The 26,130-nt window shown below is 70.1% G+C and carries 27 protein-coding genes and 1 pseudogene; 12 read left to right on the top strand and 16 right to left on the bottom strand.

Features of this window, described 5'->3' with window-relative positions:
* Positions 1-44: 44 nt before the first annotated feature.
* The 5 genes and pseudogenes from AC07FN_RS38030 to AC07FN_RS38010 all read right to left on the bottom strand — a co-directional run bounded on the left by AC07FN_RS38030 (position 45) and on the right by AC07FN_RS38010 (position 2,471).
* A pseudogene (locus AC07FN_RS38030) lies at positions 45-394 on the bottom strand (DAK2 domain-containing protein).
* Positions 381-851, bottom strand: a complete 471-nt coding sequence (locus AC07FN_RS38025; RefSeq protein ID WP_478400005.1) for a dihydroxyacetone kinase subunit DhaK — start codon at positions 849-851, stop codon at positions 381-383. Before AC07FN_RS38025 ends, AC07FN_RS38030 begins: the two are co-directional and overlap by 14 nt.
* A gap of 30 nt (positions 852-881) precedes the next feature.
* Positions 882-1,238, bottom strand: a complete 357-nt coding sequence (locus tag AC07FN_RS38020; protein WP_478400004.1) for an FGGY-family carbohydrate kinase — start codon at positions 1,236-1,238, stop codon at positions 882-884.
* Complete coding sequence (locus tag AC07FN_RS38015) at positions 1,238-1,858, bottom strand: hypothetical protein (RefSeq protein ID WP_478400003.1); 621 nt, start codon at positions 1,856-1,858, stop codon at positions 1,238-1,240. The genes AC07FN_RS38020 and AC07FN_RS38015 overlap by 1 nt, the downstream gene beginning before the upstream one ends.
* Before the next feature lie 247 nt (positions 1,859-2,105).
* The gene (locus AC07FN_RS38010; protein WP_478400002.1) at positions 2,106-2,471 is read right to left on the bottom strand and encodes a DUF6262 family protein; all 366 of its coding nucleotides are present in this window, start codon (positions 2,469-2,471) and stop codon (positions 2,106-2,108) included.
* Between the two features lie 5 nt (positions 2,472-2,476).
* On the opposite strand from AC07FN_RS38010, the gene AC07FN_RS38005 reads away from it, so the two are divergent.
* Entirely contained in the window at positions 2,477-2,611 is a 135-nt protein-coding gene (locus AC07FN_RS38005) for a hypothetical protein (RefSeq protein ID WP_478400001.1), read from the top strand.
* 274 nt (positions 2,612-2,885) lie between these two features.
* On the opposite strand, the gene AC07FN_RS38000 is transcribed toward AC07FN_RS38005, so the two are convergent.
* From AC07FN_RS38000 to AC07FN_RS37985, 4 genes are read right to left on the bottom strand one after another with little or no spacing between them, the layout of a single operon-like run.
* A complete protein-coding gene (locus AC07FN_RS38000; protein WP_478400000.1) occupies positions 2,886-4,973 on the bottom strand; it encodes an acetate--CoA ligase family protein in 2,088 nt (695 codons plus the stop codon).
* Positions 4,970-5,407: a Zn-ribbon domain-containing OB-fold protein gene (locus tag AC07FN_RS37995; protein WP_363900818.1), complete on the bottom strand. Its 438-nt coding sequence runs from the start codon at positions 5,405-5,407 to the stop codon at positions 4,970-4,972. The genes AC07FN_RS38000 and AC07FN_RS37995 overlap by 4 nt, the downstream gene beginning before the upstream one ends.
* Positions 5,408-5,410: 3 nt before the next feature.
* Entirely contained in the window at positions 5,411-6,556 is a 1,146-nt protein-coding gene (locus AC07FN_RS37990) for an acetyl-CoA acetyltransferase (protein ID WP_478399999.1), read from the bottom strand.
* Positions 6,553-7,725, bottom strand: coding sequence for an acyl-CoA dehydrogenase family protein (locus tag AC07FN_RS37985; RefSeq protein WP_478399998.1), 1,173 nt, complete (start codon positions 7,723-7,725; stop codon positions 6,553-6,555). The genes AC07FN_RS37990 and AC07FN_RS37985 overlap by 4 nt, the downstream gene beginning before the upstream one ends.
* Before the next feature lie 268 nt (positions 7,726-7,993).
* On the opposite strand from AC07FN_RS37985, the gene AC07FN_RS37980 reads away from it, so the two are divergent.
* From AC07FN_RS37980 to AC07FN_RS37960, 5 genes are all read left to right on the top strand, one after another.
* Positions 7,994-8,620: a TetR/AcrR family transcriptional regulator gene (locus AC07FN_RS37980; RefSeq protein ID WP_478399997.1), complete on the top strand. Its 627-nt coding sequence runs from the start codon at positions 7,994-7,996 to the stop codon at positions 8,618-8,620.
* Entirely contained in the window at positions 8,620-9,429 is an 810-nt protein-coding gene (locus AC07FN_RS37975) for a thioesterase family protein (protein WP_478399996.1), read from the top strand. The genes AC07FN_RS37980 and AC07FN_RS37975 overlap by 1 nt, the downstream gene beginning before the upstream one ends.
* Positions 9,430-9,549: 120 nt before the next feature.
* A complete protein-coding gene (locus AC07FN_RS37970; RefSeq protein WP_478399995.1) occupies positions 9,550-10,296 on the top strand; it encodes a DddA-like double-stranded DNA deaminase toxin in 747 nt (248 codons plus the stop codon).
* Complete coding sequence (locus AC07FN_RS37965; protein ID WP_478399994.1) at positions 10,293-10,748, top strand: Imm1 family immunity protein; 456 nt, start codon at positions 10,293-10,295, stop codon at positions 10,746-10,748. Before AC07FN_RS37970 ends, AC07FN_RS37965 begins: the two co-directional genes overlap by 4 nt.
* Positions 10,749-10,770: 22 nt before the next feature.
* Positions 10,771-11,223 (top strand): Imm1 family immunity protein, encoded by a 453-nt coding sequence (locus tag AC07FN_RS37960; RefSeq protein ID WP_478399993.1) that lies wholly within the window; start codon positions 10,771-10,773, stop codon positions 11,221-11,223.
* A 39-nt stretch (positions 11,224-11,262) separates the two neighbouring features.
* Here the strand turns inward: AC07FN_RS37960 and AC07FN_RS37955 are convergent, their stop codons facing one another.
* Positions 11,263-11,937, bottom strand: coding sequence for a PHP-associated domain-containing protein (locus AC07FN_RS37955; protein WP_478399992.1), 675 nt, complete (start codon positions 11,935-11,937; stop codon positions 11,263-11,265).
* Positions 11,934-12,851, bottom strand: coding sequence for an SDR family oxidoreductase (locus AC07FN_RS37950; RefSeq protein WP_478399991.1), 918 nt, complete (start codon positions 12,849-12,851; stop codon positions 11,934-11,936). The genes AC07FN_RS37955 and AC07FN_RS37950 overlap by 4 nt, the downstream gene beginning before the upstream one ends.
* 157 nt (positions 12,852-13,008) lie before the next feature.
* Between AC07FN_RS37950 and AC07FN_RS37945 the strand changes: the two genes are divergently transcribed.
* From AC07FN_RS37945 to AC07FN_RS37935, 3 genes are all read left to right on the top strand, one after another.
* The gene (locus AC07FN_RS37945; protein ID WP_478399990.1) at positions 13,009-14,490 is read left to right on the top strand and encodes a DHA2 family efflux MFS transporter permease subunit; all 1,482 of its coding nucleotides are present in this window, start codon (positions 13,009-13,011) and stop codon (positions 14,488-14,490) included.
* A 70-nt stretch (positions 14,491-14,560) separates the two neighbouring features.
* The gene (locus AC07FN_RS37940) at positions 14,561-15,145 is read left to right on the top strand and encodes a cysteine hydrolase family protein (RefSeq protein WP_358573311.1); all 585 of its coding nucleotides are present in this window, start codon (positions 14,561-14,563) and stop codon (positions 15,143-15,145) included.
* 160 nt (positions 15,146-15,305) lie between these two features.
* Positions 15,306-16,211, top strand: coding sequence for a GlxA family transcriptional regulator (locus AC07FN_RS37935; protein ID WP_478399989.1), 906 nt, complete (start codon positions 15,306-15,308; stop codon positions 16,209-16,211).
* Between the two features lie 69 nt (positions 16,212-16,280).
* On the opposite strand, the gene AC07FN_RS37930 is transcribed toward AC07FN_RS37935, so the two are convergent.
* The 4 genes from AC07FN_RS37930 to AC07FN_RS37915 form a co-directional block, all read right to left on the bottom strand.
* The gene (locus tag AC07FN_RS37930) at positions 16,281-16,721 is read right to left on the bottom strand and encodes a hypothetical protein (protein ID WP_478399988.1); all 441 of its coding nucleotides are present in this window, start codon (positions 16,719-16,721) and stop codon (positions 16,281-16,283) included.
* Between the two features lie 2 nt (positions 16,722-16,723).
* Positions 16,724-17,677 (bottom strand): ribonucleotide-diphosphate reductase subunit beta, encoded by a 954-nt coding sequence (locus AC07FN_RS37925; RefSeq protein ID WP_478399987.1) that lies wholly within the window; start codon positions 17,675-17,677, stop codon positions 16,724-16,726.
* 4 nt (positions 17,678-17,681) lie between these two features.
* Positions 17,682-18,947, bottom strand: a complete 1,266-nt coding sequence (locus AC07FN_RS37920; RefSeq protein WP_478399986.1) for an MFS transporter — start codon at positions 18,945-18,947, stop codon at positions 17,682-17,684.
* A 243-nt stretch (positions 18,948-19,190) separates the two neighbouring features.
* A complete protein-coding gene (locus tag AC07FN_RS37915; RefSeq protein ID WP_478399985.1) occupies positions 19,191-20,081 on the bottom strand; it encodes a LysR family transcriptional regulator in 891 nt (296 codons plus the stop codon).
* 147 nt (positions 20,082-20,228) lie between these two features.
* On the opposite strand from AC07FN_RS37915, the gene AC07FN_RS37910 reads away from it, so the two are divergent.
* Positions 20,229-21,950, top strand: a complete 1,722-nt coding sequence (locus AC07FN_RS37910) for an AMP-binding protein (protein ID WP_478399984.1) — start codon at positions 20,229-20,231, stop codon at positions 21,948-21,950.
* Positions 21,951-21,953: 3 nt separating this feature from the next.
* Here the strand turns inward: AC07FN_RS37910 and AC07FN_RS37905 are convergent, their stop codons facing one another.
* Positions 21,954-23,099, bottom strand: a complete 1,146-nt coding sequence (locus AC07FN_RS37905) for an FAD-dependent monooxygenase (RefSeq protein WP_478399983.1) — start codon at positions 23,097-23,099, stop codon at positions 21,954-21,956.
* Between the two features lie 170 nt (positions 23,100-23,269).
* Between AC07FN_RS37905 and AC07FN_RS37900 the strand changes: the two genes are divergently transcribed.
* Both AC07FN_RS37900 and AC07FN_RS37895 read left to right on the top strand, forming a co-directional pair.
* Positions 23,270-24,649 (top strand): M20 family metallopeptidase, encoded by a 1,380-nt coding sequence (locus AC07FN_RS37900; RefSeq protein WP_478399982.1) that lies wholly within the window; start codon positions 23,270-23,272, stop codon positions 24,647-24,649.
* A gap of 65 nt (positions 24,650-24,714) precedes the next feature.
* The gene (locus AC07FN_RS37895; RefSeq protein WP_478399981.1) at positions 24,715-25,989 is read left to right on the top strand and encodes an MFS transporter; all 1,275 of its coding nucleotides are present in this window, start codon (positions 24,715-24,717) and stop codon (positions 25,987-25,989) included.
* Positions 25,990-26,130 lie beyond the last annotated feature (141 nt).

Genomic DNA, 26,130 nt, shown 5'->3' with positions numbered 1-26,130 from the left:
TCGCGTTCCACGGTAGGTGCGGCTCGGACACGTCCGGCGGCCTGCTACCTGGCGTCCCGGCCGCTTTCGCCGGCATCGACGGCGCGGCGGAGTTCCTCGACGAACGGAATCAGAGCGTCGACCAGCGTCTTGTCGCCGAGCTCGGCTCGACCGAGCCGCTGCACCGCCGCGAGCGCCGCCGAAGCGCCTGCCGTCAAGTCGTTGGCCATTGCCGCGCGGTGGTCGGGCAGCAGGGCGCCGAACGACCGCAGCGCCGCGCCCCACAGCACGCCCGAGGTGCCCCGGCCTTCGCCGCCCACGCATCACCCGCGGCGACCAGCACCGCCGCCGGACCGACGCCCTGCGCCACGGCTTCGTCGGCGGCCGCCACCGCGGCCGCGCTACCGCGCGTCATGCCGCGGCCGTGATCGCCGTCGCCCGCGATCGCGTCGAGGCGACCGAGTTCTTCTTCCTTGCCGTGCAGCAGCTCCGCCACCGCGTGCAGGGCCTTCGCCACGACCGCGGCGGTCGCTTGGCCTTCCGGCGGGGTCGCCGGCGTAGTTGCCGAACGAGAACAGCACCCCGGCACCCCGGTCGGCTGCGCGGCCCACCGAATAGGCGTCGTCGGCCGACGGCGAAGTGAAGATGTTGCCGATGACCGAGCCGTCGGCGAAGCCCGGCCCGACCACCCCGCAGAACGCCGGGTAGTGCCCGGACCCGCCGCCGGTGACCACGGCGACCTTGCCCTCGCGCGCGCGTTTCGCCCGCACCACGCCGCCCGGCACCTGCCGGACGTAATCGGGGTGCGCCGCCACGAAACCGGTCACCATGTCCTCGGTGAACGACGCGGGATCGTCGTACAAGCGCGTCATCTGCTGCTCCTCAGCGCCAGGTCTTGAAGGTCAGGAGGTCGCGCCCCGCAGCGGGCGGGCGCGATCGATCGTTAAAGGGTATTCGCGGTAGCCGCGCTCGTGGAACTCCACGGCGCTGGGATGCGGCACCACGATGCGCCGCGCCGCAGCCCACTTCTCGCGGTCCACCGGCTCGCCGAGCGAGTCCCATGCGGTCATCGCCGCACCTCGTGCGCCGACGCCCTCCTCGTAGGGCACGTGCAGTGGCCGGCCCAGCACGTCGGCGAAGATCTGGCTCCACGCCGCCGATCGCGCACCGCCGCCGCACGCCGAGACCTCACCGGTCAGGCCCGCGGTTTCCAGGTTGTGCCGCGCCGCGTAGGCCACCGCCTCGCATATCGCCCGCATCAGATCGGCCTGCGTGGTGTCCAGCGACAGGCCACACGAGAGATCGAGGCCAGCGATGCTTCCGTGCGGCGTCGCATCCGGGATATGGGCGATTCCAGTGGCCTACGGGCGTTCGGCAGTCTGTCGACGATCGGGGCATCGTCCGTGGTGCCGCGTTGCGACAGTTGGAGATAAACGATCTCGTCGACGGCCGCGACCAGCTCGTCGGCGGTCGTGACCGTCGCCGCCACGCGCAATTCCTGTCGGCCGTTGGCGTCGACCGTTGAGACGCGGGTGATGTCATGAGTGTGCCGCCGCATCCCGTGGCGGCTTAGAATCCTACCGAGCGCAACCTTCTTGGACTCCAGCGATTGTCGGGCGTCCGGGTGCAGCCGGTCCTCGACCACGACGGCTCGTAACATGGCCACCCGCTGCCGAAAGCCGGCCGATTCCGATTCGAGATATCCGCGTCGATATAACGCCTTGCTGACTGCCGAAACATCCAATGCCGCAGCGTGTTCGGGCGTGAGGAGGCAGTACTCGTGGCTCAGCGAGATGTAATCAACCCGGCTGTTCAGCCAGCGGACAACGGTTTCGGTGAAACTGTCCGTATCGCGAAGCCAGGTACTGAGAGTCTGCATCCGCTCCGTTAGGTCGCCTTGCATTGAACGAAACCCTCTTTTCCTTTGCGCGGAGCGAATTTTGCGGTGTTGACGAGCGAAGTAGTGGTGGCCGGATTACTTTGCAAGGTCGTGTCGAGCCAGTCCTGGATCAACGAACACGCTGGCTAGCAGCCGCAGTCTTGCCTCCTTGGCACAGGCAGCGCTACTCAAATGGGGCGAACATGCAAACTGTGTGGTTCAGAAGGGCACGTAAGAACAGGAAGGCTCAGTGCTTCGAACCGCTTTCTCCGGTCGCGCCGCCACCGTAAAGCCGGCGCACCTTGGACGTCCGGTGAGCCGGGTCCAGATCGTCGGTGCGCAACGAGCACAACTTTTGGCGTACTCGGGTGGCGAGGGCGTCGAGTGCGGTGCGGAGGGTGGTGATCTCGTCGGTGAGGCCGGTCAGGGTGCCGCTGGTGGTGAAGCGGTGCCGGTGTTCCTCGATGACGGCGCGCAGCGTGGGGTTGCGGTAGAGAGTGGTGCGGCCCAGGCCGGTGCGGGTGGTCACGGCGGTGAAGGTGACGGCGTGGCCGTCGTGGTGGAGTTGGGTGCAGGCGCGTTCGACGCGGTTGAGTGTGTTGGTGGTGGTCATCCTGTATGGGCCTTGTTGATGAGGGTGTCGAGTCGGTTGATGAGTCGTTGGTGGCGTTCGGCTTCGGTGATCCAGCCGCGTTGTTCGGCGTCGCGGGCGAGTGCTTCGGCATCGACGCGTGGGGCGGCCGGGATGGGTAGTGAGTGGCGGCTCGGGTGTTCTTCCAGCGCGGGAGAAGCGGACCTGCAAGGACCGCGAGCAGCGGCAAAGGCTGTGACCAGCGCCGCCACTCGGTCAGCCACTTCGATCGGAACCCGCCTCGCTTGGTGAACTTCTCCATGTGACCGCCCATCCGCTGCATGCCGAGGTATCGGGGAGTCGATCAGCGCGTCACCCGAGGAACAACCGCCGGGCGCAAACGCCGATGAGCGGGACTTTCCCTCGGTCACCCCGGGGAAAAGTCCCGCTCGGCCATCACCGCGTCCAGGTGACCAGCGCGTCCAGGGCTTCGACGCGGTCGCCGTCGACCAGCAGCGGATTGACCTCCAGGGATTCCAGGCCGTCGCCGAGCGCTTGGGCGAGACGTCCGATGCGCACCACGACATCGGCCACCGCGTCCAGATCGGCCGGGGTCGAGCCGCGGGCGCCCTGGAGCAGCGCGGCGCCGCGCAGTTCGCCGAGGGCCTGTTGGACCTGGGCATGGTCGACCGGGAGCAGGCGCAGCGCCGAATCGCGCAGCACCTCGACCCACACCCCGCCGAGGCCGATGGCCATCGTCAGCCCCCACGACGGGTCGCGGACGACGCCGACCAGCAGCTCCACGCCGCCGCTGCGCTGCGGCTGCACGAGCGCGCCGATCCCGCTCGCACCGGATTCCCGCAGCGTCGCGCACACTTCCTCGTGCGCGCGGCGCACGTCCTCGGGGCCGGACAGGCCGAGCCGGACGCCGCCGATGTCGCTCTTGTGCCCCAAACCGTCGGCGACCGCCTTGAGCACCACCGGGTAGCCGAACCGCTCGGCGGCCGCGACCGCGGCATCCACGTCCGCCGCCGGCTCCGAGGGAACCACCGGGATCCCGTTGGCGGACAACAGGGCCGCCGCCTGGTGCTCGGTCCAGATCCCGGAACCCCGCACGTCCAGCGGCTCCGGATCGTCCACATGGGACATATCGACTTCGGACCAGCGCGCCGCGGCGCCCAGCGCGGTCATGCCGTGCTCGATTCCGCCCGCCACGTAGGGGAAGCCCGACTTCTCCTGGATCATCCGGCCGAACTCGCTGACGTCGGCGCACACGTTGCCGATCACGGCCACCGGCCGCGGCGACTCGCGGATCCGGCGCGCGTTCTCCAGGAACGCCGCGATGCTCAGCTCCGGGTTCGGCGGCGGCACCCGCGGCAGGTCGGCGAGCAGCAGGACCGCGTCGATGCCCGGGTCCTCGGCCACCACCTCCAGCGCCCGGCCCAGCAGCGTCCGGTCGACCACCACGTACCCGGTCACGTCCAGCGGGTTCTGCACGGTGGCGAACTCCGGCACGATCTCCTTCAGCCGCGCCACGGTCTCCGGGGCGTACTCGGGGAGTTCGAGCCCTTCCTCCGCCGCGCGGTCGGCGATGATCTCCGACGCGCCGCCCGACGGCGTGACCACGCCGATGCGGCGCCCCGGCAACCGCCCGACCTCGGCCAGCAGCCCAGCGGTGATGAGCAGGTCCTCCAGCGAGCGCACGCGGATCACGCCGAGCTGCCGGAACGCCGCGTCGACCACCGCGTCGTCGCCGACCAGCGCGCCGGTGTGCGCCTGCGCGGTGTGCGAGGCGATCTCGCTGGACCCGATCTTCAGCGCCACGATGGGCTTACCCGCCTGCGCGGCCCGGCGGGCGACCCTCGCGAACTCGGCCGGGTGGCGCACCTGCTCCAGGAACAGCGCGATGACCTTGGTCGCCGGGTCGTCGACGAGGTAGTCGATCACGTCGGTCACCGACAGCACCGTCTCGTTGCCCATCGCGGTGAGCAGGCTGATGCCGACGTTGCGGGCCTGCGCGAAGTTCAGCACCGCGCTGGCCAGCGCCCCGCTCTGCAGCACCACCCCGATCGGGCCGCTGACCAGCGGCGCCGGGATCGGCAGGCCGTACGGGGTGATGCCGGCGGCCGCGTTGATGTAGCCGTTCCCGTTGGGCCCCAGCAGGATCAGGCCGTGCTCGCGGGCGAACTCGGCCACCTCGCGTTCCAGCCGGCGGCCCTCGGCGCCGGTCTCGCCGAAGCCGGCGGTGAGCACCACGTAGCTGCGGATGCCCAGTCCCGCGCCCTCCCGCAGCACGTCCAGCAGCGCGTGCGTCGGAACCATCACGTACGCCAGGTCGACCTTCTCCGGAATCGCCGACAGGCTCGGGTGGGCACGCTCGCCGTGCACGACCTCGGTGCGCGGGTTGACCAGGTGCACCGGGCCGGGGAAACCGTTGTTGCGCAGGTTGTCGAAGGTCGCCAGCGACCAGCCGGACTTGTCGGTGGCGCCGACCAGGGCGATGGACCGCGGGTTGAACAGCGCCCGCACGGCTTCCGCGCTCATCGCGCCACCACCCGGAAGCACGGCAGCTCGGGCCCGTCCGCGCCGAGGCGGGTGATCACCAGCTCCACCCGGTCCCCGATGCGCACCCGCCCCTCATCCGCACCCGGCTCGTGGGCCCCCAGTTTCAATTGAAACTGCGGGCCGACGATCCGGGTGAGCATCCGCGGGCCCTCGTCCAGGTCGACGAGCGCGACGGTGAACGGCGCCTGGTCGGCGAACTCGCCGAACGCCTTGTGCGCGACCGTCCAGGAGTAGACCGTGCCGCGGCCGCTCGCGGTGAACCAGTCGAGCCGGTCGCCGAAGCAGCCCGGGCACACCGAGCGCGGGTAGAAGACGGCGGCTTCGCAGTCCGCGCACCGCTGGATGCGGAGTTCGCCCGCGGCGATGCCGTCCCAGAACGGACGCGTCTCGGCGTCCGGGATGATCTGCACCATCGGTCAGCCCCTTCCCAGCACGATGGTCGACGTCGACGACAGCACCCCGCCGGTGCCGTGGGCCAGCGCCAGCTCGGCGCCGTCCACCTGCCGCGGCGTGCCGGCGAAGTCGTGGCGCAGCTGCCGGGTCGCCTCGATCAGCAGGAAGATCCCGTACATCCCGGGATGCGTGCAGGACAGGCCGCCGCCGTTGGTGTTCATCGGCGCCTCGCCGCCGGGCGCGGTGCGGCCGCCCGCGACGAACGCGCCCGCCTCGCCGGGCTTGCAGAACCCGAGCGATTCCAGCGTCAGCAGCACGGTGATGGTGAACGAGTCGTAAATCTCCAGCACGTCGATGTCGTCGTGCCCGACCCCGGCCATCTCCAGCGCCGCCGGGCCGGACCGGGCGGCGCCGGTGACGGTCAGGTCCGGCATGTTGGCGATGGTGTTGTGCGTGGTCGCTTCGCCGTGCCCGAGCACGATCACCGGCCGCGTGGCCAGGTCCGGCCACCGGTCCTCGGCCGCGACGACCAGCGCGCCGCCGCCGTCGGTGACCAGGCAGCAGTCCAGCTTGCGCAGCGGCTCGCAGATCATCGGTGACGCCAGCACCTCGTCCACCGTGAGCGGATCCCGGTGGTACGCCGAGGGATTCAACCGCGCCCACTCCCTCGTGGACACCGCGACCTCGGCGAGCTGCTCGCTGGTCACCCCGTGCTCGTGCATGTACCGGTTGGCCGCCAGCGCGTAGGCGCCGACCGGCGTGGGCAGCCCGTACGGCCGCTCGAACTGCTCGGTCAGCGTCGCCGGGCGCGGCTGGTTGCGCGACCGGTCGCTGCGCTGCGTGCTGCCGTAGGCGATCACCGCGACGTCGATGACGCCCGCCTCGATCGCCGCGGTGGCGTGGCCGAGGTGCGCCTCGAACGACGAGCCGCCGATGTTGGTGCCGTCCAGGTACCGCGGGCGCATGCCGAGGTATTCGGCCAGGGCCAGCGCCGGCGCCCAGGACCAGCCGCCTGCGACGAACAGCGCGTCGACGTCGTCGCGCCGCAGGCCGGCCTCGGTCAGCGCGGCCTTCGTCGCCTGCGCCTGCTGGGACAGCACGGTCAGGTGCGGGGTCTTGCCCAACTCGGATTCGGCCACCCCGACGATGGCCGCGCGACGGCGTGTCACTCCGCGATCCCTCCCAGCTTGACGTGGCCCTTGAGCAGGTTGCGGGCGATGGTGCGGCGCTGGATCTCGTCGGTGCCCTCGTAGATCCGCAGCAGCCGCAGCTCCCGGTACCAGCGTTCGATCGGCAGCTCGCGGGTGTAGCCCATGCCGCCGTGGATCTGCAGCACCCGGTCGACGACCTGGTTGGCCATCCCCGCGCCGTGCAGCTTGGCGATCGACGACCAGTGCCGCGCGTCCATGCCCTGCTGCACGCGCCACGCGGCGTGCAGCGTGAGCCACTTGGTGGACTCGATCTCGACCTGGGAGTCCGCGATCTGCCACTGGATCGCCTGGTACTCGGCGATCGGGCGGCCCATCGATTCGCGGATCTTGGCGTGGTCGATGGCCATCTGCAGCATCCGCTCCGCCGCGCCGATCGCCCGCGCCGGGATCATGTAGCGGCCCTGGCCGATCCAGCGCAGCGCCAGCGGGAAGCCCCGGCCGACCTCGCCGAGCACGTTCTCGGCCGGCACCCGCACGTCCTCGAACACCAGCGACGCCGGGCCCCACTGGCCCATGGTCGGGATGGGTTCGGACTTCCAGCCCATGTCCCGGTCGACCAGGAAGCAGGTCACGCCGTTGTCGGCGCTCGCGTCGGGGTCGGTGACGGCAAAGACCATCACGAAGTCGGCCTCGTTGCCGCCGGTGATGAAGGTCTTCTCGCCGTTGATCACCCAGTCGCCGCCGTCGCGGACCGCGCGGGTGCGGATGTTGCGGGCGTCGGAGCCCGCGCCGGGTTCGGTGATGGCGAAGCAGGACCTCCGCTCACCCTCGATGGTCGGCACGAGGTAGCGCTTGCGCTGCTCGTCGTCGCCGGCGTAGAGGATGTTGTCGGCGCTGCCGCCGAAGGTGAACGGCACGAACGTCCGGCCGGCTTCCATCGCCAGGATCGCGGACATGATCGCGCCGAGGTTCATCCCGCCGTACTCCTCGGGGGTGTTGACGCCCCAGAAACCGGCCTTCTTCGCCTTCTGCTGGAGCTCGCGCAGCACGTCCGGGTCCACCGACGGCTTGCCGGCGCGCTCGTTGCGCAGCACCTCTTCCTCCAGCGGCCGCACTTCCCTGGTGATGAAGCTACGGACGGTGTCGCGGATCTGCCGTTCCTCTTCGCCGAGTGCGAAGTCGACCATCGCGAAGTCCTTTCGACTCGGGCCCCGTTGCCCGGCGGTGCGAAGACTTTCTAGAACCGCACTCTAAATACTTGGACGGCCCGCGCCTAGCGTCCGTCCGAGGTAGCCACGCCGACGGCGGACACGTTCTAGAATGTGATCCCACTACTCGGACACCGGTGGGGCGGACGTTTCCCCAGGCCGGGCCCGTGAGTACTTTGTGCTGCCATAGCGACAGGAAGTACGCACGGCCCCGACCAGGGCCGATCAGCACGACGGGAAGGTGGTCATGACACGGAAGACGAGCCGCTCCAACGCCTGGCAGTGGAGCCGAACCGCGGAGACCCGCCGCGTCCTGCTGCAGGCCGCGCGCGAGGTGTTCACGGAGAAGGGGTTCGCCGAGGCCAGCGTCGCGGAGGTCGTCGAACGCGCCGGATCCAGCGTCGGCAGCCTCTACCACCACTTCGGCGGCAAGACCGAGCTGTTCCTGGCGCTGTGGGAGGACCACCAGGCCACCCACGAGCAGAACGCGATCAGCGCCGTCGCCAAGGCCCGCGCCGACGGCGAGGAGGACCCGCTGACGCTGTTCAACGTCGGCGCGCGGGCGTTCCTGGAAGGCTCGTGGGCGCGCCGCGACCTGGTGCGGCTGTTCATGGATGGCGACGGGCCGCCCGGGTTCGAGCTGATCCGCCGGACCCGCGGCCGCGAGTGGGTGCGGCAGAACGCGGTGCTGCTCGGCGCCGGCACCGACCCGGTGGACCGGGTGACCGTCGCCGTGCTGACCACGATCATCGGCGAGGCGGGCCGCGAGATCGCGACGTGCTCCAGCAAGCGGGAGGCGAACAAGGTCCTGGAGGCGACGCTGCGGCTGATCCGCCGCCTGGACCCGCTCCGCGACGAAGACGAGGAGGATTGATGGCCGAGACCAACGGCGCGGAACCGTTCTTCACCATCGACGGGGATGGGCTGGTGCCCGGCCCGCACGCGGGCAGCCCGTGGGCGCCGGACATGATGCACGGCCGGCTGTTCGGCGGGCTGCTCGCCCGCGCGCTGGAGCAGGAGCACGCCGAACCGGACTTCCACTTCACCCGGCTGACCGTCGACCTGTTCCGCAACACCAAGCTGGTGCCGGTGCGGGTGGAGACCCAGCGGGTCCGCGACGGCCGCCGCATCCGCATCGCGGACGCGACGGTGTACGCCGGGGACACCCCGGTGGCGCGGGCGAGCGCGGTGCTGCTGCGCCGCGGCGAGCAGCCGACCGAGACAGTGGCGCAGACACCGGTCTGGGACGTCCCGAGCCCGGCGGAGATCGGTACGCCGCGCACCCAGCCGTCGGGGTGGCCGCCGCCGTTCGACATCTGGATGCTCGACGCCGACGGCGAGCCCACCGACTCCTGGACCGCCGACAGCCGGCGCCGCGCCTGGCTGCGGGACAACAACGAGCTGGTGGCGGGCGAATCCCCGTCGCCGTTCGTGCGGGTCGCGCTGGCGGGCGACTTCGCCAGCCCGCTGGCGAACTTCGGCACCCACGGCAAGCTGGAGTTCATCAACGCGGACTACACGCTGACGCTCAGCCGCCTCCCGCTGAGCGAGGCGATCGGCATCGAGGCCACGGGCCACCTCAGCGAGGACGGAATCGCGGCGGCGAACTGCACGTTCCACGACACCAGCGGCCCGATCGGCTACTGCACGGTGACGGCAGTGGCCAACCCGGCGGCGAAGTGACCCGTCCGGGCTGCTTCGGCAACACGATCGCACGATCCACGCCGAAGCAGCCCGGAAAACTGTCAGCCCACCCCGAAACGATCTCCAACGCCCTGCACGCAGCAGCGAAGGAGACCCGAAATGTCGGCAGCCAGCGATCTGGACCAGCTCCTCGGTCACATCATCGCCAAGCTGACAACAGCGCTAGAAACCGTCATCACGGCACAAAACGCGTTGGACGAGAGCGAACGAGCGCTTTCAGTTCTCGACGGCACGAACGATCCCGAAGCGCTGGAGATCCTGTCCACGCCCAAAACCCTCAGTGATCAGTTGTTCGACCAGTGGGACCTCGTCAGCCGGGTCAAAGCCACGATCGAGGCCTACCGCCGAAACCTGGGCGTCTCGTTCTGCAGCAACGCTCCACCAAACATCCCGCACCCGTCGAATTTTCCCCGAGCATTCGATGGAGCCGTCCGAAGCGTCGAATGGGTGAACCAGCAACGCTCCCGACTACCCCAGCGAAGCCGACCACGAGACCAAACCACGGGTTTCATCTACGACGCAGACGGCATCGAATCGCGCCTGGTCAGCGGCAAGGACTCGGAGTCGGAGCGAGCTAGACTCACGCTGCACAACTCAGGCCGTTTCACCGACCACCCGACGTCAGGCGCACCGGCAGTCGTAACCCACGTCGAAACGAAGTACGCACAACGGATGCGCGATACTGGGCAGATCTATGGCGTGATCGTCATCAACAACACGATCTGCGACGGTACCTTCAACTGCAAGGCCGCAGTGCAAGCGATCTTGCCGAGTGGATCTGCAATGGTGATTTGGGAACAAGGCGAGTCCACGCCCGTCACGGTGAGAGGAGAGGCTACACCATGACCGCAGCGACACAAACCGTGGTGACCGCGATAGTTGACAAGCGGTTTCGCTACTCCCCGCCTGCGACTCTGGATGACTTGGTTCGCGCAGTGGTGGACGATCCGCATCCTTTGAACGCTTCGCAGGTCTACGTATGGGATCGGCCTTGCCGCTCATGGCGAGCTGATGACGGGCCGGCATTCCCCAAGGTCCGTCTAGTGGTGTACACGCTGCCGGACACTGGGTGGGGAGCCCTCAACTACGTGGACGCGATCAACGACGAAGTCGTTGATTCGTACAATCCCGACACCCCGCCGAACACCCCCGAGCTCTGGTTCGATCCGGATGGCCAGCTCCAGTACCCATCCACAGCAGCCATTCCACTCGATCAACTCCGCGACGCCGTTGCAGAATTCTGCCGGACCGGGCGACGACCGACCTGCGTGCAATGGCAGGACGGTCAGTGGTTCTAGAGACACGAGACGCCGGGTCGCCATGCCTGTAGTCACTGCGATCATCGACAACCAGCATCGCTATGCGCGTACGGGCGCGGAGACTGATTCGCTGATCCTGGCCGCCTTGGCAGAGTCACACGATTGGGCGACTTTGTTCTACGTATGGGATCGGCCGTGCCGTGAGTCCGATGACGGCTCGCTGCGCGAGTACCCGAGTAACCAGCTTCGGTTGGACGCCGATCCCGACTCGGGTTGGGGCGCGCTCAACTACGTCAACGCAGCCGAAGAATCCGAGCCGCCAGGCGTTTGGAACAGCCTCAACCCCGAGCCGCCGCAGGATGCACCGACGATCTGGTTTGACCCCGGGACACCGACGGCGTTTCCCACATCCGCAGTCCTGCCAATCAAGCACGTCCACAACGCCGTAGCGGAGTTCTGCCGGACCGGGCGGCGACCGACTTGTGTTCAATGGCAGGGCGCTCGGTGGTTCTGAGGTCGTGAGTGGCTGTGCCGGTAAGAACCGGATTTTCACTCACGAACTCCGTCCCGGCTGCCAGCCGACGTGGTCTCGGTACTCTCCCCAGATCCGGGCTTCCGGGAGCTTTTCCAGGAAGTCGGCCGGGCCGTCGAAGTCGGGCATGTGGAGGTAGGCCGCTCCGATTCCCGGTGGGTCGTGGGCGTCCGATCCCGCCGCGGCCGGGATTCCGCAGCGGGCCGCGAAGTTCGCCGCCGCCGCGTTGTGCTCCGGGTCGCTGATCTTGGCGTTGCAGACCTCCACCACGTCGAGCGCGCCGTGTTCGTGGAGCTCTCGCAGGCCTTCGGCGCCGAGGCTGGTTCGGTTCGGGTCGAGGGGGTGGGGCGCGTAGATCACGCCCCGCTGGTCCCGGATTCGGCGAACCACCTCGGGCAGCGACAGGACGTACGGGATGCGCTCGGTCAGGAACAGGCCGATCACCTCGCCCGCTCGGGTCCGGATCTCCTCCCCGACCACGACCCGTGCGCCGATGTCGCGTTCCACGGCTTCCCACGCGCCGTCGAGGCTGTGGTGGTCAGTCACGCACAGCACGTCGATCCGCTCTTCCGCCACCCGCTTCGCGATCTGCTCCACTGTGGACACCGCGTCGCCGGAGTGCACCGTGTGGACGTGGCAGTCGACCCGGACCCAGCCCGGCGGGACGGGTCCGGGGTCGGTCAGCCGCCAGGTCACTCCGCGTCCGGGACCTTGCCGTTGGTCAGCGCGTTCTCCCGCGCCTCCGCCACCAGGCCCGGGATCACGTCGTCGAGTTCCGCCGGGTCCCAGCGCTCGCCCTTGTCGATGCCCGGCCCGGCGATCCAGCCCTCCGCGACGCTGATCGAGCCGCCGCGCACGTTGAACACCCGGCCGGCGATGCCCTTGGCCTTCTCGCCCGCCAGCCACACCACCAGCGGCGCGATGTTCTCCGCGTTCGAGACGTCGAACCGGCCTTCCGCCGCCCGGACCTGGCGCCCCAGGCCGTCGGTCATGCGGGTCAGCGCAGCCGGGGCGACGGCGTTGACCGCGATGCCGTAGCACTCCATCTCGCGGGCCGCGATGACGGTGAGCCCGGCGATGCCCGCCTTCGCCGCGCCGTAGTTGCCCTGACCCGGGTTGCCGTAGATGCCGGAGGACGAGGTCGTGTTGATCACCCGGGCGTCGACCTCCTCGCCCGCCTTGGCCTTCGCGCGCCAGTACGCCGCGGCGTGCCGCAGCGGGGCGAACGTGCCCTTCAGGTGCACGCGGATCACCGCGTCCCACTCCTGCTCGGTCATGTTGAACAGCATCCGGTCGCGGAGGATGCCCGCGTTGTTGACCAGCACGTGCAGGTCGCCGTAGCGCTCGACGGCCGACTCGACGAGCCGCTTGGCGCCCTCGAAGTCGGCGACGTCGTCACCGTTGGCGATGGCTTCGCCACCGGCCGCTCGGATCTCGTCGACGACCTCACCCGCCGGCCCGGTGGAGGAGCCGGTGCCGTCGACCTCCGCACCGATGTCGTTCACCACGACCTTCGCGCCCTGCCTGGCGAACTCCAGGGCGTGGCCGCGGCCGATGCCGCGCGCCGCGCCGGTCACGATGACGATCCGCCCGTCGACGATGCCGCCCATGCGGTCCTCCCGGAAGCCGGTTTTAGAGCCACCTTCTAGAAACACTGACGAGTGATTCCTGCCACTGTCAATGCTTTTTGCACAGATGGACGCTTCCTCGGCGGACCCGGATGAGAATACCGTTCTAGTATTGTCCGTTCGAGGAGGAGGCCCGGCCGTGGACGATCAGCTGCGCTACGCGTGGCGCGTGTTGTCCGTGGTCAGCATCGCCAGCGTGCTGACCGGCCTGGGCACCAGCTCGCTCAACGTGGCACTGCCCGAGGTTTCCCGGCACTTCCAGGCCAGTTCGACCGCGGCGAGCTGGATGCTGCTGTCGTTCATGCTCGCCACGACCACGCTGATGGTCTTCTTCGGCCGGCTGGCCGACCTGTTCGGCCGGCGCACGATGTACCTGACCGGCCTGGCCGTCTACACCGCCGCGAGCCTCGCGCTGGGCTTCGCGCCGACCGCCTGGACCCTGGTCGGCCTGCGCGTCGTGCAGGCCGCCGGCGGCACGATGCTGCTCGCCAACAGCGCCGCGCTGCTGACCACCGCCTTCCCGCGCCAGCACCTCGGCCGCGGCATGGGCATCTACATCGCTTCGTTCTCCGTGGCGCAGCTGCTCGGCCCGACGCTGGGCGGCTTCCTCAGCCACCGGTTCGGCTGGGAGTGGGTGTTCTGGAGCAACGTCCCGATGGGCCTGGTGTGCCTGCTCTGGGGCGCGGTGGTGCTGCGCCCCGACAAGGGCCGGACCGGCGAACGCGGCGTCGACGCGCCTGGCAACATCCTGATCCTGCTCTGCCTGGGCAGCTTCCTGCTCGGGCTCTCGCAGATCGGCGAGCGCGGCCTCGTCGATCCGCTGGTGATCGGCTCGTTCGCGCTGTCCGTCGTGCTCGCGCCGGTGTTCCTGGCCGTCGAGCGGCGCCGCCGCAATCCCGCCGTGGACATCGGCCTGTTCCGCGATCCCGGCTACTCGTTCGGGCTCGCCGCGGGTCTGCTCAACACCATCGCGCGGATGGCCGTGCTGCTGCTGATCGCGCTGTTCTACCAGGCGGTGCAGGGCGACGACCCGGTGGCGGCCGGGCTGAAGGTCCTGCTGCTGCCGTTGACCACCATGATCGCCTCGACGGGCTCGGGACTGTTGCAGGGGCGGATGTCAACGCGCTCGATCGCGATCATCGGCGGCGTGCTGACCGCCGTCGGCCTGGTGGTGCTGGCGGTCTCGGTCTCCCCGACCGTCCCCTATGGACCGATCGCCGTCGGGCTCGTGCTGCTCGGTACCGGGTCGGGGCTGTTCATGCCCGCCAACGCCACCGCGGTGATGAACGGCCTGCCCCGCAACCGGGTCGGCATCGGCAACGCGATGCGGCTGACCGCGCAGAACATCGGGGTGATGGTCAGCACCGCGCTGGCGCTGGCGCTGATCACCGGCCCGCTGCCGGTGGAGCTGCGGGCCGACGTGTTCGCCGGGACGATCTCCGGGGTGTCCGGGCAGGCCGTCGACCAGCTCGTGCTCGGCTACCGGATGGCACTGCTGACCATGACCGCGATCGCGGCGCTCGGAGTCGTCGCGGCGGCGGTCCGCAGCCGTGCCCCCGAGCGGCAGGCGCCGGCTCCGGAACCCGCGCGCACCGACGAGCCCGCACAGCGGTCGGGGTGACCGGATCGTTCCGGCATGCGGCGCGATCGTGCCTCCCGCCCGGGCGCGCGGACGACCAGACTCCTCAAGCGTGAACAAAGCACTTCTCGTCGTCGACGTCCAAGAATCCTTCCGCCAGCGCCCGTTGTGGCGGGCCATCTCCAATCCCGGCATCGTCGAGCAGGTCAACCGGCTGGTGGCGCTGGCCCGCGCCGAAGGCGACCTGGTCGTCTGGGTCCTGCACAGCGAACCGGGCACCGGCAACGTGTTCGACCCGGTCAACGGCCACGTCCGGTTGCAGGACGGGCTCGCCCCGGCGGACGGCGAACCGCAGTTGACCAAGACCTCGCACAACGCGTTCACCACCACGAACCTGCACCAGACCCTCACGCAGCGCGGAATCCGGGAGCTGTCGGTGTCCGGGATCCGCACGGAGCAGTGCTGCGAGACGACTACGCGGGTCGCCTCCGACCTCGGCTACGACGTCACGTTCGTCACCGACGCGACGGCGACGAACCCGATCGCGCACCGGGACGCCCCGGCGGACCAGACGATCGAGGAGCTCCTGGCGGACCCGCGGACCCTGCACTCCGAGGACATCATCGCCCGCACCGAGTACGCCCTGTCGGGCCGCTTCGCGACCATCCGCACCGTCGCGGAACTCACCGGGAGCTGAGGTGAACGGCCTGTTCGCCACGCAAGACGAGGCGAACGGGCCGTTCGCTCCACCCCACCCGCGAGCGAGCCCGTGAAGTGAACGGACCGTTCGCCTCGATAGGCGGCGCGAGGAGGCCGTTCGCTCGTCCCCGGGGACCTGGGCGTAGGGTGACCAGATCGTGAGCCAGGTCGTGTTCTTGCTGCTGCCGGGACTGCACCTGCTGGACCTGGCCGGTCCCGCGCAGGTGTTCTCCACCGCCGCGGGCCTCGGGCACCGCTACCAGCTGTCGTACGTCGCGCAGGGCGGCGAGGTGGTGAGCGCGCAGGGCTTGCCGCTGCACGCCGACACCAGCTGGCCCGCGCTGACCGGGGACGACCTCGTCCTCGTACCCGGTTCGCACGTTTCCGATCCGCCGCGTTGGCCGAAGCTGCACGCCGCGTCCGCCGAGCGGCTGCGCGAGCATCACGCCGCCGGTGGAACGGTGGCCAGCGTGTGCTCGGGCGCGGACGCCTTGGGGCAGGCCGGGCTGCTGCGGGGGCGTCGCTGCACGACGCACCACGACCTGCAGGACGAGCTCGCCCGCCGGCATCCGGCCGCGAGCGTGGTGCGCGACGTGCTGTTCGTCGAGGACGACCGGATCATCACCTCCGCCGGGATCGCCAGCGGCATCGACCTGGCGCTGCACCTGGTCGCGACCAGGCACGGCCCCGGTGCGGCGGCGCGGGTCGCGCGCGGCATGGTCGTCTACGCCCGCCGCAACGGCGACGACCAGCAGGCCAGCGCGATGCTGCGGCACCGCTCGCACCTCAACGACGCGGTGCACCGCGTCCAGGACCTCATCGACGCCCGCTTCACCGAGCCGCTCCCGCTCGCCGCGCTCGCCGCCGCCGCGGGCTGCAGCGAGCGCACCCTCACCCGCTCCTTCGCGCGCGCAACGGGGCTGACGCCCCTGCGCTACCAGCAGGTGCTCCGCGCGGAGCGCGCCGAGCACCTGCTCAGCCAGGGTGCGACGGTGGAGGCCGCGGCGCACGCGGTCGGCTTCGCCGACGCGCGCATGCTCCGCCGCCTGCGTTCCCGCACCTAGCGGCCAGACAGCAGAAAGCAGACACCCGGCCGTTGCAGCACCGCCGGCTGAGCGGACGGGCCGTTCACCTCACCCGGCGGGCGCCGCCTCCGGCGGCATCGAGGCGGGGATCCGGCCGATCGCGGCGATGGACTCCACCACGAAGTAGATGCCGCGGAAGAACAGCAGGACGTCGCCGTGCACCAGCCGCATCCGGCGGTACATCAGCAGCCGTCCGGCGTCTTCGCCGGTGATGATGTCCCGCCAGGCGGCGGCGTCGGCGGTCAGCACATAGTCCGTGTCCGGCTCCTCGCGGATCGACGCCTCGACGCAGTCGCCGTCGGCCCACCGCAACCGCAGGTACTGGCCCGTTTCCGCGAGACCGAGCGCCCAGGACGACGAGTACGACCCGCGCGCCCGGTCGATCCACTCCCAGTAGCTCTCGAGCTTCGTCGCCCGGATCGCCTCGTCGGGCCCGCGGTCGACCACCTCGCGCGCCACCTCCGCCCACTGTGGACTGAACAGCCGCATGCTCATCCTCCCGCCAGTTCGGGCTCGATGTTGTCGATCATCCGCTCGATGTCCGGCGCCAGGCCGATGCCGACGTCGGAGAGCTTCATGTTCAGCTGGCGGATCATCAGCCGCCGCACGTCCTCCGGCGACCAGCCCAGCGACTCCAGCGCCACCCGGCGGCTCGTCGCGCCGTTGATCGCCAGGATGGTGCGCAGCGTTTCGTGGATCTCCAGCAGCAGGCGGGGATCCTCGCGCACCGAGTCGCGCAGGAACCGCATCCCGGCCTGCACGTGGCGGGCCTCGTCGCGGCAGGTGGCGGTGAACCCCGCGTAGTAGCCGGGCAGGAAACCCCTGTTGCGGCAGTAGGTCAGGGTGATCTTCATGACCGACAGCGCCAGCACGCCCTCGATCCACAGGAAGTAGTTGGTGCCGTAGCGCACCCGTAGCGCCGGGTTCTCCGGGTCCGCGCGCAGCTCGTCGGCCTGGTAGGCGAGCAGCCCGAACGGTCCGACGAACGTTTCGGCCACGTGGTGGAAGGACGCGTCCAGCACGTCCTGGATCGACTCGCCGGGCAGCCCGACCACCTCGCGGTAGAAGCGGTCGAAGAACACCGTGTGGCGGGCCTCGTCCTCGATCTGGCTGGACATGTAGATCTTCGATTCCTCGCTGCCGCCCAGCATGAACACCGGCAGCTCCACCTCGACCTGCCGCTCGCCGTGGTGGAATCCCGACGAGATCGCGACGAACGCCTCCCGCTCGACCTCGGTCATCCGCTCGGCCCAGTCCACCGCGTCGCGGGTGAAGTCCAGCTCGTAGACGTCCCAGCGCTGCCGCAGGTAGCGGCGGTAGAGGTCCAGGTAGCCGGGTAGTCGTTTCAGGTCGCGGTGCAGGTAGGCCAGCACGTCGTCGATGTCGACGCGGCCGAGGCCGGCCAGGTCGACCCGGTCCACCGCGTCCTGGGAAAGGTCGGCCATCTGCTCACCTCTCGGCTTTCTCGACGCCGGGCGCGACGTCCTCGCGGACCCGCGAACGCCGCCACGGCCCACGGAACAGCAACATCACCGGCAGGAACAGCACCATGCAGACCAATGCGATCGACAGCCACGCCGACCAGCTGGTGGCGGCCACGACGCGCGGCATCAGGAACAGCACCAGCACCGCCATCACCCTGGTCAGGAACGAGAACACGCCCCACGCGCTGCCCTGCAGCCGCGGATCGATGTCCTCGGTGTTCTCCGAGTAGTTCGCCATCCACGGCGCGTACGCGGCGCCCATGCCCGCGCCCAGCAGCGCCCCGGTGATCAGCAGCTGCACGATCGAGATCGTCTCGCCGCCCATCAGCACCACCAGGTAGCCGGTCATCACCACCGCGACGACGGTGCCCGCGGCGGTGATCGGCTTGCGCAGCTGCAGCCGGTCGGAGAGCCGGCCGACGGCGATCAGCGTGCCGAGGTTGAGCACCCAGAACCCGCTCATCACGGCCGATGCCGAGGCCGCGCTGAGCCCGAAGCTCTGCGCCAGCATCGTCTGCCCGAACAGCGACAGCGTCAGGTAGAGCACCAGCCACACCGAGATGCCGACGACGTGCGCCCACATCGTGGTGTGGCCGAACAGGTCCCGCATCCGCACCGGCCGGTCGGTGTCGGCCGCGGCCAGCGCGCGCTTCTCGGTCTGCTGGATCTGCGCCCGCAGCCGCGGCGACAGGTCGGCGATGTTGAACGCGATCACCAGCGAGATGACCAGCGAGACCATACCCATGATGACGAACTGCGAGCGCCACGAGTTGTCGAACAGCGGCAGCGTGAATCCGGCGATCACGGCGGCCAGGAAGTTCGCGCCCACCGGCCCCCAGGTCCAGAAACCGAAGGCCTGCGCCCGGCCCATCCGCGGCGAGAAGTCCCGCACCAGCGGCGCGGTCGCGGCCATCACCACGCCGTCGAGCATGGACAGGAACGCGCGGGCGACGAGCAGTTCGCCGGGCGTGCTGACGAGCGTCATCGCGAAGCACATCAGCGCGGTCAGCAGCATCAGCGGGACCAGCACCCGCACCCGGCCGAACTGGTCGGTCAGCCGCCCGCCGACCATCGCCGCGATCGCCCCGGCGATCAGCGCCAGGGCCGACACCGAGCCGTAGGTGATCAGGCTCATGTGCAGGTCTTCCAGTAGCAACGGCACCACGGGGGCGATCTGCCCCTCGTAGGAACCGATGAGGCTGGCCAGCACCGCCATGGACAGGATGCGCATCCGGCGGGATCCGGTCGGATACTCCGAGAGTTCACGAACGTACGAGAGCCCCATTGCTCCGCCCTTCCGCGACCGGCTGTCGGCCTACCCCCACATCCGGCTCGGCCCGAGCCGCAACCCTAGAATTTCGCTCTAAAATTCGTCGACCGACCAACAGGGTCGGAGCGATCTTCCCCCAGTGTCAAGGGTTTCGGGCACATTCCCCCCGAACGTCGAGGAGGAACGCGGCGAAACGACCGCCCGTCAGCCGCCGTCGCGGATGGTGGCGATCAGGTGGTCGACGAAGAGCCGGACCGGGGCCGGGAGGCGGCGCTGGGCCATCGTCTGGATCTGGAGGTTGCGCTCCAGCAGCTCCGGATTCGTCAGCGGGATCGCCACCAGGCCCTCCGCGTCGAGGCGGCGGCGGACGCTCAGCCGCCCGGTGAGGGTCACGCTGCCGGAGAGCCGCGCGAAGCTGTGCAGGGCGATCGTGTGGTTGCTGACGAAGACCGGGTCGAACTCCAGGCCCTCCATGCTGCAGCAGATGTCGAACAGCTGCCGCAGCGTGGTGCCCTCCTCCATCAGCGCCAGCGGGTACGGCAGCAGGTCGGCCAGGGCGGCTTCCGCGCGCTCGGCCAGCGGGTGGTCGGCGCGGACCAGGGCCCGGATGTCGTGGCGCTCGGAGTGCTCGACGCGCACGCCCTTCTCCGGCGCCGTGCTGAAGGTGACCGCGATGTCCGCGGTGCCCTCGCCGACCTCCCGGGTCGCCGCGGCCGGGGTGGTGACGCGCAGCCGGAACCGGACGCCGGGGTGCTCCGCGCGGAAGGAGGCCATCGCCTCCGGCAGGAAGTCCTGGGCGAAGCCCTCCGAGCTGACGACCTTCACCGTGCTCCGGTGCGACTGGTGCAGCTCGCGCATCTCGGCGAGGACCTGCTCCTCCTCGCGCATCCGCCGCCGCGCGTAGGCGGCCAGCATCTCGCCGGCCTCGGTCAGCACCATGCCGCGCGGCTGCCGCTCGAACAGCGGCATGCCCGCCTCGTTCTCCAGCTTCGCCACCTGGCGGCTGATCGCCGAGGTCGCCACGTGCAGCCGCTCGGAAGCCTCCCGGATCGATCCGGTCCGAGCCACCTCCAGGAAGTACCGGAGCTGGTTCATCGGGCGAAATCCGGGCGGCCGCAGGACATGGCGGGGACGCTACCGCACTCCGCCGCGCGGGACCGGGACGCGGTGGACTGTTGACATGCGGCCGGTTCGGCACGACGCTGAGCAGCGTCGACCGACTAGTCGGTATGTTTCGGGCGAGTGGCGGGAGCCGAGATGGACGTGGTCAGCTACCTGGCGGATCTCCGCGCTCGACAGCAGCGCAGCTGGCCGCGGGACGTCCCCCGCGACGTGACCTACCCGCTCGGCGAAGTACCGGTGACCGACCACCTGCGGCACTGGGCCCGGCACGAGCCGCAGCGCCCCGCGATCGTCTTCTACGGCCGCGAGATCACCTACGCCGAGCTGGACGAGGCGTCCGACCGGTTCGCGGGCTGGCTGGACGGTGCGGGCGTGCGCGCCGGCGACCGGGTAGGCGTGCTGCTGCCGAACTGCCCGCAGTTCGTGATCGCGATGATGGGCATCCTCAAGCTCGGCGCCGTGCACGTGCCCGTGAACCCGATGTTCCAGCAGCACGAACTCCGCTACGAGCTCACCGACGCCGGCGTCGAGGTGCTCGTCGTGAGCACCGAGCTCGTGCCGTTGGTGGAGCAGGTCCGGGCGGAGACGCCGCTGCGCGAGGTGCTGGCGACCTCGCCCGCCGACCTGCTGCCCGCCGAGCCCGTGCTGCCGCTCCCGGACACGCTGCGCACCGGCACGACGGGCAGCCAGTGGTCCCGGGTGGGTGCCAGTCCGCGCGCCGAGCGCCGCGAGGTGGACCTGGACGCGCTGGCCGCGCTGAACTACACCGGCGGCACGACCGGTCTGCCGAAGGGTTGCGAGCACACGCAGCGGCACATGCTCTACACCGCGGTGACCGCGGGTGCCGCGCGCCCGCCGCGACGGAGCACCGAACCCGACGTCTACCTCTGCTACGTGCCGATCTTCTGGATCGCCGGGGAGGACATGGGAATCCTGGTCCCGCTCGTGCACGGCGGGACGGTCGTGCTGCTCGCCCGGTGGGACGCCACCGCCGTGCTCGACGCCGTCGAGCGCTACCGCGTGACCGACATGATCGGCACCGTGGACAACTACGTCGAGCTGATGGAGCACCCCGGCTTCGCCGCCCACGATCTGTCCAGTTTGGACAACGCGCGGTCGATGTCGTTCGTGCGCAAGCTGACGCCCGACCTGCGGCGGCGCTGGGCGGCGGCGGTCGGCGAGCACAGCGTCCTGCGCGAGGCGTCCTACGGCATGACCGAGACGCACACCGCCGACACCATCACCTACGGCTTCTCCGACGACGACCGGGACCTGCGCTCGGAGCCGGTGTTCTGCGGGCTTCCGGTGCCCGGCACCGAATTCATGGTCGCCGACCCCGAAACCGGCGAGCCGGTGCCGATCGGCGAGCGCGGCGCGATCGCGATCCGGACGCCCTCCCTGCTCACCGGCTACTGGAACCGCCCGGAGGCCAGCGCCGAGGCGCTGCGCGACGGCTGGCTGCGCACCGGCGACGTCGGGATGGTGAACGAGGACGGCTGCCTGCACTTCCTCGGCCGCAACAAGGAGATGATCAAGGTCAGCGGCATGAGCGTCTTCCCGTCGGAGGTCGAGGCGCTGCTGGCCCGCCACCCGGAGGTGCTGGGCGTGGCGGTGGTGCCGATGCCGCACCGCGCCAGGGGCCAGCTGCCGCTGGCCTACGTGCAACCGGCCCCGGGGACCGCGCTGACCGCGGAGGCGCTGACCGGGTGGGCGCGGGAGAACATGGCTTCGTACAAGGTGCCGCGCTTCGTGCTGGTGCCGGAGCTGCCGATGACCGCGACCGGGAAGATCAAGAAGGGCGACCTGCTGGAGCGGGCGCAGCGCCTCGCGGAGAGCTCCTGACCGTCAGCCGTCCAGCCCTTCGATCTGCGGCGGGGTCCAGCCGCTGACCCGCATGAACGTCTTGATCGCCGCGCTGCTCGGGGCGAGCCGCGCGGCGGTGTCGCGCAGCGCGACCGCGACCGGATTGGCCAGGAACGGGCCGAAACGCCCGGCCCAGTAGGAGGCCCGCGCGATCTGCTGGGTGCGGGGGCGTCGCTCGGCGTCGTAGTACGTCAGGGCCTCGGTCACGTCGTCGAACCGCGCGCAGGCGGCGACCAGCACGACGGCGTCTTCGAGCGCCTGGCAGCCGCCTTGGCCGAGGTGCGGGGTCATGGCGTGCGCGGCGTCGCCGAGCAGCGCCACGTTCCCGTTCGCGTACGACTTCAGCCGGCCGCCCAGGTGCCGGATGTCGTTGCGCAGCACCGCTTCCGCCGGGGTGCCGTCGATCAGCTCCGGGATCGGCGGGTGCCAGGACGCGAACTGCTCGCGGAGGTACGCGCGCTCGTCGGGGTTGCGGGCGCCTTCGGGTGCGGGCATCGCGACGTACCAGTACATCCGGCCGTCCACCAACGGCACGATGCCGAACTCCCGGCCCCTCCCCCAGCTCACGCCGATCTCGGTCAGGTCCCGGCGCTCGCAGATGGCGCGCCACGCGGCGAAGCCGGTGTAGCGGGGGCGCGGCGCGTCCGGCCAGTACCGCGCCCGGACCTGGCTGTTGATGCCGTCGGCGCCGACGACGAGATCGGCGGGCGGCAGGTCCAGTCCCGGCACCGCGCCGTCCCGGCCGACGGCGGTCACGTGGACGCCGGTGTGCAGGCACTCCGCCGGGAGCTCGTCCAGCAGCATCCGGTGCAGCTGGGCCCGGTGCACTCCGAGCATCGGCCTGCCGAGCTCCCGCTCGATCTCCGCACCGTCCAGCCGGCTGAGCCACCGGCCGTCGCTGGAGCGCATCCCGGCGGACTCCTGCGGCTTCCCCAGCTCCCGGACCCGCTCGCCGAACCCGAGCGCCTCCAACGCGCGCAATGCGTTGGGCCACAGCGTGATCCCCGCCCCGATCGCGCCGATCTCGGCGGCCTGCTCGACCACCGCCACCCGCCAGCCGGTCCGGTGCAGTCCGACCGCCGCGGCCAGCCCGCCGATCCCCGCACCGATCACAGTCGCGCTTCGCACCACCTCACGCTACGCCACGCACCCGCGCGGCCGTTGCCGATCCGGCAACGCTGCCTTGTCTTTTCGCTGCTGGTCATGCGGCGTTCCGCGTGGTTGAGTTTGCGAATCCAGGTAGCGCATGCGGCGCGGAAAACCCTTGGTGCGCAAGCAGATTCGGGGAGGACATCGCGGTGAGCCGGGAAGTGGCGGTCGAGCGGGCGACGCAGTACTACGACTCCGGCGCGTTCCGCGCGGACCTCGCGCGCCGGGTCGCCTTCCGCACCGAGAGCCAGGCCCCGCAGCGCGCCGACGTGCTGAGGCAGTACCTCGCCGACGAGATCATGCCCGCCGTCGAACGGCTCGGCTGCACCGCGCGCATCGTCGACAACCCGGTGCCCGGCGGCGGTCCGTTCCTGATCGCCCACCGGCACGAGGACGACGCCCTGCCCACGCTGCTCACCTACGGTCACGGCGACGTCGTGCTGGGGCACGACGCGCAGTGGCGCGACGGGCTGGACCCGTGGCGGATCACCGTCGAGGGCGACCGCTGGTACGGCCGCGGCACCGCCGACAACAAGGGCCAGCACACCATCAACCTCGCCGCGCTGGAGCAGGTGCTCGAAACCCGCGGCGGCAGGCTCGGCTTCAACCTCAAGATCCTGCTCGACATGGGCGAGGAGACCGGATCGCCGGGCCTGAGCGAGGTCTGCGCGGACCTCGCCGACGATCTCGCCGCCGACCTGCTCATCGCCTCGGACGGCTGCCGGCTCTCGGCGCAGCGGCCGACGCTGTTCCTCGGTTCGCGCGGCGCCGTCAACTTCTCGCTGCGCGTGAACCTGCGCGACAGCGCCTACCACTCCGGCAACTGGGGCGGCCTGCTGAGCAACCCCGCCAGCATCCTGGCCAACGCGCTGGCCAGCATGATCGACCCCCGGGGGGCCGTGCGGGTGGAGGGCCTGCGGCCCGCTCCGATCCCGGAATCGGTGCGGGCCGCACTGGCCGACATCACCGTCGACGGCGGCCCGGGCTCCCCCGAGATCGACGCCGACTGGGGCGAGCCGGGGCTGACGCCGAGCGAACGCGTCTTCGGCTGGAACACCCTGGAGGTGCTGGCGTTCACCGCGGGCACCCCGCAGGCGCCGGTCAACGCCATCCCCGGCAGCGCCGAGGCGCACTGCCAGCTCCGCTTCGTCGTCGGCACCGACTGGCAGGACGTCGAGCGGATCGTGCGCGCGCACCTCGACGACCACGGCTTCCCGATGATCGACGTCGAGGTCACCAGCAGCGTCGCCGCCACCCGGCTGGACCCGGCGGACGAATGGGTCCGCTGGGCGTTGGAGTCGCTGCGGCGCACCACCGACGTCAAACCGGCGCTGTTGCCGAACCTGGGCGGCACCCTGCCCAACGACGCCTTCGCCGACGTGCTCGGGCTCCCCACGATCTGGATCCCGCACTCCTATCCCGCCTGCGCCCAGCACGCCCCGAACGAGCACCTGCTGGGCACCGTCGCACGCGAAGCGCTGGCGATCATGGCCGGCCTGTTCTGGGACCTCGGCGAGCTCGACCGCTGATCCTCCCGAGGCATGCGGCGATTTCGCGCGAAGTCGCGCTCCTACTTGAAGACCTGGAGACCGTGATGGCCACTTCCACCGCCTCGGCGAAATCGCACAAACCGTTCCGGGTGATCGCGGCCGCCTCGATCGGCAACGCGCTCGAGTGGTACGACATCGCGGTCTACGCGATCTTCGCGACGGTCCTGTCGAAGGTGTTCTTCCCGGCGCAGGACGAGACGGTGTCGCTGCTGCTGACGCTGGGCACCTTCGGTGTCTCGTTCCTGATCCGGCCGATCGGCGCGGTGGTGCTCGGCGCCTACGCCGACCGCGCCGGGCGCAAAGCATCGCTGACGCTGTCGATCCGGCTGATGGTGCTGGGCACCGCGATCATCTGCCTGATGCCCTCGTACGAGACGGTCGGCCTGGTCGCGCCGATCGGCATCCTGCTGGCGCGGCTGATCCAGGGCTTCTCGGCGGGCGGCGAGTTCGGCAGCGCCACCGCGTTCATGGTCGAGCACCTGCCGGGCCGGCGCGGCTTCGTGGCCAGCTGGCAGTTCGCCAGCCAGGGCCTGAGCACGCTGGTGTCGGCCGGGATGGGCGTGCTGCTGACCACCATGCTGAGCCCGGAGCAGCTGGAGTCGTGGGGCTGGCGGATCCCGTTCGCGGTCGGCCTGCTGGTCGGCCCGGTGGGCTACTACATCCGGCGGTTCGTCGACGAGGCACCGGAGTTCACCGCGACGCAGACCGCCGAACCGCACTCGCCGGTGCGCACCGTGCTGCGCACCCAGAAGGTCCGGATCCTGCTGGTGGTCGGCGCGCTGCTGGTCTCCACGGTGCTCAACTACACGATCACCTACATGCCGACCTACGCGATCAAGCAGCTCGGCCTGCCCGCGTCGACCAGCTTTACGGCCACCCTGGTCACCGGCGTCGTGCTGACCGTGGTGACGCCGCTGGCCGGGCACCTGTCGGACAAGATCGGCCGGGTGAAGCTGATGGGCGTGTTCGCCGCGCTGATCCTGCTGCTGATCTACCCGATCTTCGCGACGCTGGTGGCTTTCCCCGGATTCGGCGTGATGGTCGGCATGATGCTGCTGATCGGGCTGCTGAAGGCCTGCTACTTCGGGGCGCTGCCGGCGCTGATGTCCGAGCTGTTCCCCACCGAGACCCGGGCGACCGGCATGTCGATCGGCTACAACATCGGGGTGAGCGTGTTCGGCGGGTTCACGCCGTTCATCAGCACGTATCTGATCGGCTTCACCGGCACCAGCCTGGCCCCGAGCTTCTACCTGATGTTCGCGGCGGCAGCGAGCCTCCTCAGCCTGCTGGTGATCCGCCGCCGCCTCGGCCTCCGCTGAGTCGTGAGTGGCTATGGTCGCCGAGCCGTGCGCACTTTGCGTCGCAATAGCCCGGATCCGCCGGTGGTGGGTTGGGTTTTGTGGTGGTGGGGGTCGTGTCGTGGTGGGGCAGATGCCCTCTGGCCTGGGATGATTGTTCTT

Source organism: Saccharopolyspora sp. NPDC045941 (assembly GCF_056431445.1).
Note: the sequence above shows the minus strand (reverse complement) of the source record. Positions and strands in the feature narration are given on the sequence as shown.